The 14,233-nt window shown below is 36.7% G+C and carries 11 protein-coding genes; 9 read left to right on the plus strand and 2 right to left on the minus strand.

The window, feature by feature from the left end; genetic code table 11:
• The first annotated feature begins 4 nt into the window (after positions 1 to 4).
• The 7 genes from JDW14_02035 (at position 5) to glgA (ending at position 10,208) form a co-directional block, all read left to right on the plus strand.
• Positions 5 to 1,429: a glycoside hydrolase family 32 protein gene (locus JDW14_02035; GenBank protein ID QQD66474.1), complete on the plus strand. Its 1,425-nt coding sequence runs from the start codon at positions 5 to 7 to the stop codon at positions 1,427 to 1,429.
• Positions 1,430 to 1,610: 181 nt separating this feature from the next.
• On the plus strand, positions 1,611 to 2,477 hold the full coding sequence (locus JDW14_02040; protein ID QQD65926.1) for an ROK family protein: 867 nt from the start codon (positions 1,611 to 1,613) through the stop codon (positions 2,475 to 2,477).
• Between the two features lie 132 nt (positions 2,478 to 2,609).
• The gene (locus JDW14_02045) at positions 2,610 to 4,073 is read left to right on the plus strand and encodes a glucose-6-phosphate dehydrogenase (GenBank protein ID QQD65927.1); all 1,464 of its coding nucleotides are present in this window, start codon (positions 2,610 to 2,612) and stop codon (positions 4,071 to 4,073) included.
• Between the two features lie 433 nt (positions 4,074 to 4,506).
• On the plus strand, positions 4,507 to 6,414 hold the full coding sequence (gene glgB, locus JDW14_02050; GenBank protein ID QQD65928.1) for a 1,4-alpha-glucan branching protein GlgB: 1,908 nt from the start codon (positions 4,507 to 4,509) through the stop codon (positions 6,412 to 6,414).
• Between the two features lie 51 nt (positions 6,415 to 6,465).
• A complete protein-coding gene (locus JDW14_02055) occupies positions 6,466 to 7,623 on the plus strand; it encodes a glucose-1-phosphate adenylyltransferase (protein ID QQD66475.1) in 1,158 nt (385 codons plus the stop codon).
• A complete protein-coding gene (glgD, locus tag JDW14_02060) occupies positions 7,610 to 8,752 on the plus strand; it encodes a glucose-1-phosphate adenylyltransferase subunit GlgD (GenBank protein QQD65929.1) in 1,143 nt (380 codons plus the stop codon). Before JDW14_02055 ends, glgD begins: the two co-directional genes overlap by 14 nt.
• 16 nt (positions 8,753 to 8,768) lie before the next feature.
• Positions 8,769 to 10,208 carry a glycogen synthase GlgA gene (gene glgA / locus JDW14_02065; protein QQD66476.1) on the plus strand — a complete coding sequence of 480 codons (1,440 nt, stop codon included), beginning with the start codon at positions 8,769 to 8,771 and terminating at the stop codon, positions 10,206 to 10,208.
• Positions 10,209 to 10,258: 50 nt separating this feature from the next.
• On the opposite strand, the gene JDW14_02070 is transcribed toward glgA, so the two are convergent.
• A complete protein-coding gene (locus JDW14_02070) occupies positions 10,259 to 11,032 on the minus strand; it encodes a gamma-glutamyl-gamma-aminobutyrate hydrolase family protein (protein ID QQD65930.1) in 774 nt (257 codons plus the stop codon).
• Between the two features lie 237 nt (positions 11,033 to 11,269).
• Between JDW14_02070 and holA the strand changes: the two genes are divergently transcribed.
• Together holA and JDW14_02080 are read left to right on the plus strand one after the other, a co-directional pair.
• Positions 11,270 to 12,283: a DNA polymerase III subunit delta gene (holA, locus tag JDW14_02075; protein ID QQD65931.1), complete on the plus strand. Its 1,014-nt coding sequence runs from the start codon at positions 11,270 to 11,272 to the stop codon at positions 12,281 to 12,283.
• Positions 12,284 to 12,364: 81 nt separating this feature from the next.
• Positions 12,365 to 13,348, plus strand: coding sequence for a diaminopimelate dehydrogenase (locus JDW14_02080; protein QQD65932.1), 984 nt, complete (start codon positions 12,365 to 12,367; stop codon positions 13,346 to 13,348).
• A 49-nt stretch (positions 13,349 to 13,397) separates the two neighbouring features.
• On the opposite strand, the gene JDW14_02085 is transcribed toward JDW14_02080, so the two are convergent.
• A complete protein-coding gene (locus tag JDW14_02085) occupies positions 13,398 to 14,219 on the minus strand; it encodes a kinase/pyrophosphorylase (GenBank protein ID QQD66477.1) in 822 nt (273 codons plus the stop codon).
• Between the last annotated feature and the right edge of the window lie 14 nt (positions 14,220 to 14,233).

A 14,233-nucleotide genomic window follows, 5' to 3' on the forward strand; every position in this document is an offset into this window, starting at 1 on the left:
AGGACTGGGCGTGACAGAAGTATATAGTGTTGAGAGAGCAAATGAATTTATTGCTCAAACTAAAGGAAATATCAATACACAATATCGACCTAAAGCGCATTTTGTTGCGCCAGTTGGTTGGATTAACGATCCGAATGGCTTTGTTTATTTCCGTGGAGAATATCATTTATTCTACCAATATTTCCCATATGATAGTGTTTGGGGGCCAATGCATTGGGGACATGCAAAGTCAAAAGATTTAGTGAATTGGGAACATTTGCCGGTAGCCTTAGCGCCAGATAAGCCATATGATATTAGTGGTTGTTTTTCTGGTAGTGCAATTGTCAAAGATGATACATTATGGTTAATGTACACAGGACATATTGTACGAGAAGACGGAACGGTTCGCCAAGTGCAAAATATGGCATATTCAAAAGATGGTATCCACTTTGAAAAATTGGCGAGCAATCCAGTATTAGATGAAAAAGATTTACCTGATGAAATTGACCCAGCAGATTTTCGTGACCCGAAAGTATTTGAACGTGATGGTAAATATTATGCAGTCGTTGCAGCGAAATATCGCAATAATGGTGGCTGTATCGTATTGGTTGGTTCAGAGAATTTAGTTGATTGGCAATTTGAGTCTATTTTCTTAAAAGGCAATCCAGAGCATGGTATTATGTGGGAGTGTCCAGATTATTTCAATTTAGACGGTGAAGATTGCTTGGTAATGTCGCCGATGCAAGTAGCACGTGACGGCTTGAAACATCATAATATTAATACTACATACTTTATGCGTGGAAAAGTCGATTGGCAGACCAAAACATTTGAGCCACAGATGATTGAAGAAGTGGATAGTGGCCATGATTTCTATGCACCACAGTCATTGCAAGATGATAAAGGACGCCGTATTATGATTGCTTGGATGCATACTTGGGGACGCCGTAATGTGACGAAAGAATTGGAACATCAATGGGCAATGGCGATGACAATCGCTAGAGAGGTTCGTATTCAAGAAGGTAAAGTAATACAAACACCGGTATTGCCACCATTAACGACGCCTGTATCATTAGATGAAGTGGTCAATCAAGCAATCGTTGTTGATGTGGATAATCAACAACAAGCGAGCTTTGAATTACATTATGGTAGTGACAATGACTTTATTAGTATTCGTTATCAAGAGAGTGATAGTGCAGTCTATATTAATCGACAAGGCTTAAAAGAACAGTTGTTGGGAGAAGAAAAAATTCCGGTTATTGAACGAGGAGTAGTTGTTAAAGAAGCAACAGTTGAAGGTTTGCGTCTAGTAATTGATACGCATTCGATTGAAGTATTTGTTAATCAAGGCTCATCAGTTTTAACTTCGAATTATTTCTTTGATTCAGCGACGCAACCACGATTACAAGTTGTAAGTGGTGAAGTTGAATTGACCGGATATATGTTAAGTTAATAGATATAAGGTGGTGTATAGATTTCTGAGTATTATTGAGAAATTTATACACCATTTTTGTAGAAAAAATAATCGCATTTCAAATAAAAATCGAGTAAAATAGTGATAATGTGCTTTAGGGTGGATAGGATAAATTGATAGATGTTCACCCAATGGAAACGAAATAAGGAGGAAAAGATAAATGATAGGAGCTTTAGAAGCTGGTGGCACAAAATGCGTTTGTGCGATGTTTACAGAAGAAGGAGAATTAATTGAGCGTGTGAGTATACCAACTCAAACGCCAGACCAATCAATTCCAGCAATGATTGAATTTTTTAAAAAATACCCTGAAATGCGTGCTTTAGGAATCGGTTCTTTCGGACCGATAGGAGTTAATGAATCATTGGATAATTATGGCTATATTACAACTACACCAAAAGCTGGTTGGCAAAATTTCAATTTTGTTGGAACATTTAAGAAAGAATTTGATGTGCCGATTGCATGGACAACAGATGTGAATGCTGCTGCCTATGGTGAAATGATGCAAGGGGCTGCACAAGGCTTAAAAAATGTTGTTTATTTAACTGTTGGTACAGGAATCGGTGGTGGATTTGTAGTTGACGGCAATATTGTCAGTGGCTATGGTCACCCTGAGTCGGGACATATTTTAATTCGTCGCCATGAGAAGGATACATTTGAAGGGACATGTCCTTATCACAAAGATTGCTTAGAAGGCATGGCTGCTGGCCCGGCTATCGAAGCACGTTGGGGTAAAAAAGGCTTTGAGTTAGAAGAAACACATCAAGCATGGGAAATTGAAGCAGATTATATTGCACAAGCCTTATACAATTATTATGTTATTTTAGGTAGTGAAAAATTCATTTTAGGTGGTGGCGTGATGAAGCAACGTCAATTATTCCCATTGATTAAGCAACGTTTTGTTGAGTTAAACAATGGCTACTTAGAAATTCCAGCGATTGAATCATTCATCGTTCCACCGGCATTAGAAGATAATGCTGGGATAACAGGTTGCTATGAGTTGGCGAAAAAACTAGTTGCATCAGCATAATTTATGCTATTGGGTAAGGTAGTAAAATCTGCCATACCCGATTTTTTTTGGCGTGATATAACCGAAAAATGAGTGATAGATTTGTATAAATTAAAATCAACATGATTGAGTTCTAAAAAAAATTAGCATATAATGAGAGAGATAGAAAAACTGGAGGGAATTGATGTGACAGAGAACCGTTTAATTTTAACTTTATTTGGTGCAACGGGTGATTTAGCTGCACGTAAATTATATCCTGCCTTGTATCGTTTATATAAAAATGGACTAATTTCAACTCATTTTGCATTAATTGGAACAGGAAGAACTGAGTGGACACATCAAGAGATGCGTCAGCGTGTATCTGACAGTGTAAAAGGTGAAGTTGAGCAGGCAGAGCATTTGAAAGAATTTTTATCTCATGTGTATTATGTATCGCATGATGTGAATGATACAACGCACTACCAACGTTTGAGAAATTTTCAAGAAGAATTGGATCAACAATATGAAACAATGGGGAATCGTATCTTCTATATTTCTTTATCCCCTAAATTATTTCCAACGATTACCGGACATTTGCGTGACCAACAGTTAATTACGGAAAATGGTTATAACCGTTTAATTATTGAAAAACCATTCGGGCATGATACAGCTTCAGCAAAGGATTTACAACAAAGTTTGAACCGTACATTTAATGAAAATCAAATATTCCGTATCGACCATTATTTAGGTAAAGAAATGGTACAAGCGATTCGTAATATTCGTTTTGATAATCGTGTATTTGCAGATAGTTGGAATAATCAAGGAATTGATAATATTCAAATTAGCTTACTGGAAGAAGTAGGAGTCGAAGATCGTGGTGAATATTATGATACTTCAGGTGCAACACGTGACATGATTCAAAATCATGCTCTACAAATCTTGGCAATGCTCGCTATGGAACAACCGAAAGAAGCGACAGCAGAAGCGATTCAAGAAGAAAAAATCAAAGTATTGGCATCGCTATATTATCCACAAGACGAGAAAGAAGTAAAAGAAAAATTTGTTCGTGGGCAATATGGCCCAAGTGAGCAATTGAAAGGCTATCGTCAAGAAGATAAAGTGAGTGCCACATCGGCTACTGAAACTTATTTTGCTGCTTGCGTCGAAATTGATTTACCACAATGGAAAGGTGTACCATTCTTTGTTCGTACTGGTAAACGACTTGATAGCAAAGCGACAACGATTGATGTGCAGTTTAAGCCGACTCAAGCAGGAGTACCGGGCAATCAATTGCATATTGAAGTTGCACCAAAAACAGGTTATCGTTTTACTGTTAATCAAAAGAAAATGGGTTATTCACATGAAACGGAAAGTATTCCATTAGAATACTATTATACGCCGGAGCAATTGGTAGCAACTCCACATGATTATGAACGTTTGATTTATGAATGTATATTAGGGGATAAGAGTCATTTTGCGCATTATTTGGAAGTAGAACATGCATGGAAATATATTGATCATCTATTTAGCTATTGGGATAAAGAGGTGCCAGAATTTCCAAATTATGAAGCAGGAAGTCGAGGTCCTGTAACTGCTGATGAGCTATTAGAGCGTTTTAATACGGCTTGGCAGCAATAATTAAAATAAGTGAGTCTGAGAAAGTCATTTTCTCAGGCTTTTTTGTATAGTAACTGAGCCAATTTTTTGACAGAATAGTTTTGGAAAAACATTAAAATTTATTGAGAAATTTAATGCGATTTAATAACATTACTGTATGTGTTGCTTAAATATTTAACTGCACCTAAAAACATATTTAATGTTTATGAGAACGTTTGCATGAAAGCGTATTATATGTTATAATATTAGCATCAACAATACAGGAAGCGTGTATTAAAAGCACTTTTTGTTGTCGAATAAATGAGCGAATTTTTTTCGATGTTATAGTGTTTCAATATTAATAAAAAAGGCAAACGTTCTGAAAAAAATATTAGATTATTTTAATAAAAACATTTGAATATTATGGCCGCATGCTATAATTAAGAAAAAAATTATGTTGGTAAGGAGGATGAGAATGCAAACATCAATCGGGTTACCGCATTTTAAGGAAGATATTTATATCTTTAATACGGGGCAACACCGTGAAGCCTATCGTTTTCTTGGAAGCAAGAAAGCTCAAGTTGGAGATATAATGGGATATCAATTTAGTGTATGGGCTCCGAATGCAGCAAATGTTTTTTTGACAGGAGATTTTAATTATTGGGGTCGCACACCGATGACGTGGCAAGAAGGTGGCGTGTGGACTGTTTTTGTATCAGAAGCACACGAAGGGCAATGCTATAAATATGGTATTGACCATGGAAATGGCTATATTGAATATAAAATGGATCCATTTGGACATCGTTTTGAAATTGCTCCTAAAGATGCGAGTATCGTGGCAGATATTCCTGAGTTTGAATGGAATGATGCAAAATGGCTGAAAAAACGTGCGAAACGAGATAAATTTAAAGCACCACTTTCGATTTATGAAGTTCATGCATCGAGTTGGCGACAGCATCCAGACGGACGGTATTATACTTTAAGGGAGTTAGCAGATAGTTTAATTCCCTATGTTGTATCCATGGGGTATACCCATATTGAATTGATGCCTTTAATGGATCATCCTCTTGAAGCATCGTGGGGCTATCAGATTACAGGGTACTACGGACTGGCTGGACGTTTTGGTACAATGGCAGAATTAAAATATTTAGTCGATTTAGCACATCAACATGATATTGGGGTGATTTTGGATTGGGTGCCAGGTCATTTTTGTCGTAATGCCTATGCACTGGCATATTTTGACGGTACACCGACTTTTGAATATCAAGATGTCAATCGTGCCAATAATATTGGCTGGGGCACTTTGAATTTTGATTTAGGAAAAACACAGGTTCAGAGCTTTTTAATTTCCAATGCCTTATTTTGGTTAAAAGAATTTCATGTTGACGGTTTGCGTGTCGATGCTGTAACGAACATGCTGTATTTGGATTTCGATGCTGGGCCATGGACGCCAAATGAATTAGGGACTAATGAAAATTTACAGGGAATTGATTTTCTACAAAAACTCAATACAACGATTCAAGAAGAATTGCCAGATGTATATATGATTGCAGAAGAAAGTTCAAATCGTGAGGGCATTACAGCACCGGTAAGTGAGGGTGGACTTGGTTTTGACTATAAGTGGAATTTAGGTTGGATGAATGATACATTACGTTTCTTTGAATTAGAACCTTATTTACGACCTAAAAATCTTACTTTGATTACCTTTGTGTTCATGTATCAATATAATGAACGATTTATTTTGCCTTATTCGCATGATGAAGTGGTACATGGTAAGCACTCTTTACTTGGTCGCATTCCAGGAAATCGCTTTGAACAATTTTCAACATTGCGATTAATGCAAGCTTACATGGCAGCACAACCAGGAAAAACATTGAATTTTATGGGGAATGAGCTAGGACAATATTTAGAATGGCGTTATTATTCAGAATTAGAGTGGATTGATTTAACAAGAGAATACAATCATGAGTATCAACAATTGGTGGCAGATGTTAATTGTTTTGTGAGAGATACAAAAGCGATGCATGAGTGGGATCATGAGCGTGACGGTTTGCGTGTTTTGGAAGCTGATGCGTATGATGACGGTTATTTAACGATGATTCGTCAAGGTTCTTCGCCACGAGATTTTGTTATTGTAGCGTGTAACTTTGAAAATAAATGGCAGCATAAAGTACCTGTTGGTGCACCGTATAAAGGGCAATATAAAGTCGTGTTAAATACGGATGATGCGAAATATGGTGGCTCCAATGCTTTACAAGAATTGGAGTATAAAACAAGTGAGCAAGAGCAAGACGGCGAGCCGTTTATGTTAACGCTGGACTTGCCACCATTATCAGTATTGTATTTGCAGCCTAAACGTATTTATGGAACAAAAACAAAATAAATGAAAAAACTGAAATAAGGAAGGAGAGCGGTTGCTATTGAGCAATCGAATATTGAGATGAAACAAGAAATGATTGCAATGATTCTCGCCGGTGGACAAGGGACGCGTTTAGGTGTGTTAACAAAGAAAACAGCGAAACCAGCAGTTCCGTTTGGAGGAAAATATCGGATTATTGATTTTGCGTTAAGTAATTGTATTAACTCAGGTATCAAAACAGTAGGAGTGGTGACGCAGTATCAACCACTTGAGTTGAATGAACATATCGGTAATGGTTCGGCTTGGGGCTTAACTGGGCGCAATAGTGGTGCTACAATTTTGCAACCTTACTCAAGTTCCGACGGTGAAAAATGGTTTAAAGGAACAGCTCATGCGATTTACCAAAATATTGCTTATATTGATTCAATCAATCCAGAATATGTATTGATTTTATCGGGTGACCATATTTATAAAATGGATTATAGTGAAATGCTAGAAAATCACAAGAAAAATCAAGCGAGCTTAACAGTGGGGGTTATTCCGGTTCCAATTAAAGAAGCGTCTCGCTTTGGTATTATGAATACGGACCATTCAGGTAGAATTATTGAGTTTGAAGAAAAACCTGCTAATCCGAAAAGTAATCTTGCCTCTATGGGGATTTATATTTTCAACTGGCAAACGTTAAGACGCTATCTTGTAGAAGACCAAGCGAAAAATCGTGAAATGGAAGATTTTGGTAAAAATGTTATTCCAGCTTATTTAGAAAATGCTGAAAATTGCTTTGCTTTTGCATTTGACGGCTACTGGAAAGATGTTGGAACGATTGAAAGTCTATGGGAAGCAAATATGGAATTTTTATCTCCAGAGCACCCATTGCATGTGAGCGAAGATAGCTGGAGAGTTTATACAAATAATCCAATTACACCACCACAATTTTTAACGGAAGATGCCGTATTGAAAAATGCTTTAGTTGTCGACGGTTGTTATGTTGCTGGGACAGTTGAAGATTCTATTTTATCATTGGATGTTAGAGTAGGTGAAAATTCTACGATTAATGACTCGCTATTAATGGCGGGTGTAACCGTAGGTAAAAATTGTAAAGTAGAGTATGCAATTATTGGTGAAAATGCCGTATTAGCAGACGGGGCAAGTGTGATTGGAACGCCAGAAAATATTGCAGTTGTAGGGTATCAAGAAGTGATTGGAGGACCGAAAAACGATGGTGAAGAATAAATTATGTGCGATTGTTAATTTAACTGAAAATGAGGAACCGTTAAGACCTTTGACTAATGGGCGTCCGGTTGCAGCCTTACCATTTGCTGGACGTTATCGTGTCGTAGATTTCCCATTATCGAATATTGCACACGCCGAAATCGATTCTTGTGCATTATTTATTTCAGAATCTGGACGTTCGATTTATGACCATATTCGTTCAGGTGATTCTTGGAATTTTGATTCTCAAATCACAGGAGGAATCTTTACTTTTTCACAACAAAATTGGAAATTGCGTCATTTACAAGAGAATGCCGGAGGTCATTTTTATGATGACCACCGACTCTATATGAAACGTTCTCATGCGAATTATGTTTTTGTGTCAGGGAGTAAAATTATTGCGAATGTCGATATTCGTGCCATTTATCGTCATCATTTATCAAGTGAAGCAGATGTTACAGTAGTGTATAAACCGATTGTGTTAGAAGAAGCACGTCGCTATTCTGAAGATATGAATTTAGTGCTTGATAACTATGGGCAATTATTAGATGTGGTGCCTTTGCGTGAAGCTGGAGAAGCTGAACGAGTGAATGTTAACTTAGGTATGTATATTTTAAGTGTCGATAAGATGAATGAATTGATGACACGAGCAGAAGCTGAAGGACGTTATGGTGAAGTGGATAGTGTCATCGAAAGCTATCTGTTAGATCAAACAGTCAATGTTTACGAATATACAGGTTATACAGCCAATGTTGAAACGATTGACCGTTATTATCAAGCACATATGGATTTATTGGATCGTGCCAAATATAATGCCGTATTCCATACAAGTCAGCCGATTTTAACGAAGAGTAAAAATGGAACGCCGACATATTATGCACCACATTCTGTTGTTAAAGATTCGATTTTAGCAACGGGTGTTACAGTAGACGGTGAAGTATGGCGTTCAGTTATCAATCGTAAAGTGCATATTGAATCGGATGCTAAGGTGAAACATAGTATTATTTTCCAAGGGACCAAAGTTGAATCAGGTGCTGTAGTAGAATACGCTATTATCGATAAGAATTGTGTCATTAAAGCTGGTGCTAGAGTGATTGGTACACCGGATAATTTGGTTGTTATTGGTAAAAATACTGTAGTAGAAGTATAGGAGGCTTTCTTAAATGATGAAAGTACTATTTGCTGCAGCAGAGGCTGCACCCTTTTTCAAAACCGGTGGACTAGGGGACGTTGCCTATGCACTACCAAAAGAACTAGCCAAACAAGGTGTCGATATTCGTGTTGTTTTACCGAACTACACGCAAATGCCAGCGACCTATCAAGAACAACTTCAAGAAATTGCGCATTTTCGTTTTCAATTAGGGGACAAAAATGTCTATTGTGGTATTAAAACATTAGAGTTAGACGGAATTACTTATTATTTTATTGATAATTTAAGTTATTTTGACCGTAAGAGCTTATATGGCGAGTGGGATGACGGCGAACGGTTTGGATTCTTTTCAACGGCTATTATTGAAATGCTAGAAGTGATTGATTGGATTCCTGATGTGATTCACTGCAATGATTGGCATACTGCCATGGTGCCGGTATTATTAGTTGACCGTTATCATTGGAAAAATCGTCTGCGTCATATTCGTAAAGTATTTACCATTCATAATTTACGTTTCCAAGGAGTTTTTGCTCCCAATATTTTAGAACGTGTTTTCGGTACGCATTACAATGCGTATACGCAAGATGGTTTACAGTGGAAAGATTGTGTTAATTTTATGAAAGGTGCGATTAATTTTTCGGATATTGTGACGACAGTGAGTCCAACTTATGCCCATGAAATTATGACACCTGAATTTGGTGAACAACTTGAAGGGACCTTACTATATAATCAGTGGAAAGTACGTGGAATTATTAATGGGATTGACTATGATTTGAATAATCCAGAAACTGATACATTAATTCCGCATCATTTCTCGGCTAATCAACTTGCTGGAAAATATGAAAATAAACGAGCTTTACAGGAAGCAGTAGGCTTACCTGTGCGAGAAGATGTACCGATTATCGGTATGGTGAGTCGTTTGACTGACCAAAAAGGATTCCAATTGGTCGAAGAACGTCTTGAAGAATTATTATCGCAAGCAGAAGTTCAAGTGGTTTTATTAGGTACCGGAGATGAACGTTTTGAACATTCTTTCCGTTACTTTGAATCTAAATATCCACATAAAATGAAGAGTTTAATTAAGTTTGACTTAAAAATTGCACAATTGATTTATGCTGGAAGTGATATGTTCTTAATGCCGAGTGCTTTCGAACCGTGTGGCTTATCGCAGATGATGTCGATGCGTTACGGCACATTGCCAATCGTTCATGAAACAGGTGGGTTAAAAGATACGGTGCAGCCATATAATCAATTCACCGGTGAAGGAACAGGTTTTAGTTTTTATGGTTTTAATAGCTGGAATTTATTATCCACTATTTATAATGCTTTAACCGTTTACTATCAACGTCCAGAACATTGGCAAGGATTAATGCATCAAGCAATGACACGTAATTTCAGTTGGGAAAATCCGACAAAAGAATATTTAGCAATTTATCAACAATTATTAGCTGAATAAATAAGCACACCCCTACTATCGTTTCAATAGTAGGGGTGTTAATTTATGAATTAAATTAAATGGTAACCCAGCTCATTTTGTTGGTTGATATGATGACGTGCTTTGTTCGCACGTTGTACTAAGTCCTTGAAAATTGCTAAACTTTGTTGATTATTCATAATTGCATTAAGTTCCGGATGCCATTGTAAGCCGAGAATACTCTGATGATTTTCAAATAATTCAACAGCTTCTGGTACATTATCAGGGCTCCAAGCTGTAATAGATAAACCAGGTGCGATGTCTTTTAGCACTTGGTGATGAAATGAATTTACATAATCGCCTGTTTTAAAAATAGACGCAATATGAGAATTTTCTTTTACCACAATTGAATGCGTCGGATGATGTGGTTTTGTTTTTTGCACATGTTGAATAGTGATTTGTTCATTTTCTGATAAGTCTTGATACAATGTTCCGCCTAAGACCACATTAATTAATTGCATTCCACGACAGATACCTAAAATCGGTTTGTTTTGTCGCATTGCCTCTTTCATTAATAAAATTTCGCTACGGTCACGCTCCGGAGAAGTTGCACCGATGACCATGCGTGGTTCTTCATTATAAAAATGAGGTGATACATCTTCGCCACCAGTTAAGAGTAAGCCGTCAACAATCGAAATGATTGCCTCAGCATTGTCTTCATTCATAATTGGTAAAATAATTGGTGAGCCACCAGCTAATTCAATGGCTTGGCTAAATCCAAGTGGTGAATAGTTAACAGTTAATGGTGCTCCTTGATTGCCAGATAGTTGTGAAATGTTTCCAGTAATTCCAATAACAGGTTTCATCGAAAACCTCCTTAAATACGTTCATTTTTAGGGGATAACATTGCCCCACTTGTGTAATGTTCTTTATGAATGTATATTATAATACATGAATGCAAAAAAGTTAAATGAAATATTAAAAAAATATAATTTTACTTAATCATTTTTCATTTTTATTTCTGGTTGAGTGTGTTGAACTTGGAAAAGTTTGATATAATGGAACGGCAGTTAAGATTGCGAGCAAAGGATGTGATTCGATAAATGGAGTTTCAAAAAGTAATCCAAATGATTCGTCAAAATCAAATTGCCTCGAACTATTTATTGCAAGGAAATGAAAGTTATTTGCAAAAACTCTTTTTAGATACATTGGTTCAAGTGGTCGGAGAAGAGGAGATAGATCGTGTACATTTTGATTTAGATGAAGTCAGTATAACGCAAGTACTCGATGAGGCAGATACTTATGCCTTTTTTACGCAATACCGTTTAATTATTATTGATAATGTGACCTTTTTAAATGCACAAACGACACAAAAAATTTCAGATGAAGAAACGAATCGTTTATTAGAATATCTTACGAATCCGAATCCGTCTTCGATTGTCATTTGGCGTGTGGAAAGTGAGCAATTAGATAAGCGAAAAAAAGTATCGAAAGCCTTTCTAAAAGATGTAACAGTTGTAGATGCCACTGCAATGAAACAAGACGAAGTTGAACGCTTTGTCACGCAACATGTAAAAGGACTATCTTTATCGATGACTGATGATGCGAGAAAAGAGTTATTACAACGTGTTCAATATCGCCTGAGTGATGCGATGAATGAATTAAATAAATTAGAACAATACGCACTATCGGGTAAGGCGATTAACAAAGATGTCGTGCGACAACTTGTGCCACGCTCACTCGAGTCCAATGTGTTTGAATTATCGAATGCGATTATGGCGAAACAATTAGCAAATGCAACCCAAATTTATGAAGATTTATTATTAATGCGTAATGAGCCGATTGCTTTACATGCACTAATGATTAGTCAATTCCGTTTACTTATTCAAGTGAAATTATTGGCAGCAGCTGGACGTCTAGAACATGAAATTGCGACACAATTAGGTGTCCATGCTTATCGTGTCAAATTAGCACTGCAATTAGCTCGTCACTATCCATTGGCACAATTAACAGCATTTTACGAGCAGTTGATTAAAACGGATTTTCAAATGAAAACGAGTTTTGGAGATAAAGAAATTCATTTTTATTTATTGGTCACGCAATTTATGACGATTTAAATAATGATATTTTATTGAAATCTCTTGTAAAAAATAATAAAATGATTAAAATTACATTATAAAGGAATGGAGTGGAAATGAATGAGTAAAATAAGGATTGGTATTATTGGTTATGGAAACTTAGGTCGTGGAGTAGAATATGCGATTGCACAACAACAGGATATGGAATTGGTCGCTATTTTTACCAGGCGAGGACCGAGTAGTGTAACGCCTGTTAATCCGAGCGTATCGGTGTATCACGTTGATGAGGTAGCACAATTTGTCGATAAAATTGATGTGATGATTTTATGTGGTGGGTCAGCGACAGATTTACCTGAACAAACTCCTGCTTTTACTAAATTATTTAATACAGTAGATAGTTTCGATACTCATGCGAAAGTGCCAGAACATTTTGCAGCAGTGAATGAAGTGGCTCAAGCCAATAATAAAGTAAGTGTGATTTCTGTCGGCTGGGATCCAGGTTTATTTTCGATAAATCGTGTATTAGCTGAAGCGGTACTACCAGAGGGAGAAAGCTATACATTTTGGGGTAAAGGTGTTTCGCAAGGACATTCAGATGCGATTCGTCGTATCGAGGGAGTTTTAGATGCTAAGCAATATACGATTCCTGTTGAATCAGCGATTGATGCAGTGCGTCAAGGTACACAACCTAATCTCTCGACACGTCAAAAGCATAAGCGAGAATGTTTTGTCGTAGCAGCTGAAAATGCTAATCGTCAACAAATTGAGCAGGCAATTGTGACTATGCCAAATTACTTTGATGAATACGATACAGTGGTTCATTTTGTGACACAAGCTGAATTAGACGAACATCACGCTGGTTTACCACATGGCGGCTTTGTGATTCGTAGCGGTAAAACAGGTGAGGCGAGCAATGAAATCATGGAGTTTAGTTTAAAATTAGATTCGAATCCAGAATTTACAGCGAGTGTATTGATAAGCTATGCTCGTGCAGCTCATCGTTTAGCAGTGAAAGGGGAATATGGTGCTAAGACAGTGTTTGATATTCCAGTAGGATTGTTGTCACAACATAGTGCCGAAACATTACGTGAACAATTTTTATAGAACAAAAAAGACTGGGCAAGTTTGTCCAGTCTTTAATGTGTATTGAAAATTATGCACGAATCGGTAAATTTAATTCTTGAATAATAATGGAGGCTGTTTCTTCGATACTTCGTTCAGCTGTGTTAATAACTAGGCAATTAAGTTTTTCATATAAATCATGAGCAAACTTCAATTCGTGATTAACACGTTCCATTGATGCATATTTAGTACCACTCGGCATTCCGTATTCACGCATACGATTTTCACGATGTAAATTTGCTACTTTATCAAATGTTGTCAGTCCAACGATTTTATTAGCATCAATTTCAAATAAGATATTAGGCACTTGATTTTCAGGTATCAAAGGTAAATTTGCGACTTTATAGCCGAGATTGCCTAAGTACATACTGAGTGGTGTTTTGCTTGTGCGTGATATACCTAAAAGTACAATATCTGCTTCGATAAAGCCTTTTGGATCTTTACCGTCATCATACATCATACAAAATTCCATTGCTTTAACACGATTGAAGTATTCTTCTGATAAATCGTGTTGTGCTCCGATTTTATGAGTAGGTTCTAAGCCAGTTCGTCTTGCGATTTCTTCAGTCACCGGCTGGATTAAATTATAAAGGAAAATTTGATGTTCTCGACAAAATTCTTCGCTTAAATTTGAGAGTTCAGCATTAGCTAAAGTCAATAGCACCATACCATTGTTTGATTTTGCATCTTCTAGTACAGGTATTAAAGCATCTTTATTTGAAATAAATACAAATTTATGTAATACTGTATTTGCTGTGGGGAATTGCGCAAGTGCTGCTTTGGCAAATTTTGTTGTAGTTTCACCAATCGAATCAGAAATAAGATAAATGTGAAGGGTAGTATCGATTGTCATCATAAAGCACTCCT

This window comes from Aerococcaceae bacterium zg-252 (assembly GCA_016237705.1).
Taxonomy (GTDB): Bacteria; Bacillota; Bacilli; order Lactobacillales; family Aerococcaceae; genus Globicatella; species Globicatella yangjingiae.

What these genes read in the sequence shown, in the direction of transcription:
- glgB (QQD65928.1), top strand. Translation starts at nt 4,507, where the DNA reads ATGCAAACATCAATCGGGTTACCGCATTTTAAGGAAGATATTTATATC.
- JDW14_02045 (QQD65927.1), top strand. Translation starts at nt 2,610, where the DNA reads ATGAGAGAGATAGAAAAACTGGAGGGAATTGATGTGACAGAGAACCGT.
- JDW14_02040 (QQD65926.1), top strand. Translation starts at nt 1,611, where the DNA reads ATGATAGGAGCTTTAGAAGCTGGTGGCACAAAATGCGTTTGTGCGATG.
- holA (QQD65931.1), top strand. Translation starts at nt 11,270, where the DNA reads ATGGAGTTTCAAAAAGTAATCCAAATGATTCGTCAAAATCAAATTGCC.
- glgD (QQD65929.1), top strand. Translation starts at nt 7,610, where the DNA reads ATGGTGAAGAATAAATTATGTGCGATTGTTAATTTAACTGAAAATGAG.
- JDW14_02085 (QQD66477.1), bottom strand. Translation starts at nt 14,219, where the DNA reads ATGACAATCGATACTACCCTTCACATTTATCTTATTTCTGATTCGATT.
- JDW14_02080 (QQD65932.1), top strand. Translation starts at nt 12,365, where the DNA reads ATGAGTAAAATAAGGATTGGTATTATTGGTTATGGAAACTTAGGTCGT.
- glgA (QQD66476.1), top strand. Translation starts at nt 8,769, where the DNA reads ATGAAAGTACTATTTGCTGCAGCAGAGGCTGCACCCTTTTTCAAAACC.
- JDW14_02070 (QQD65930.1), bottom strand. Translation starts at nt 11,032, where the DNA reads ATGAAACCTGTTATTGGAATTACTGGAAACATTTCACAACTATCTGGC.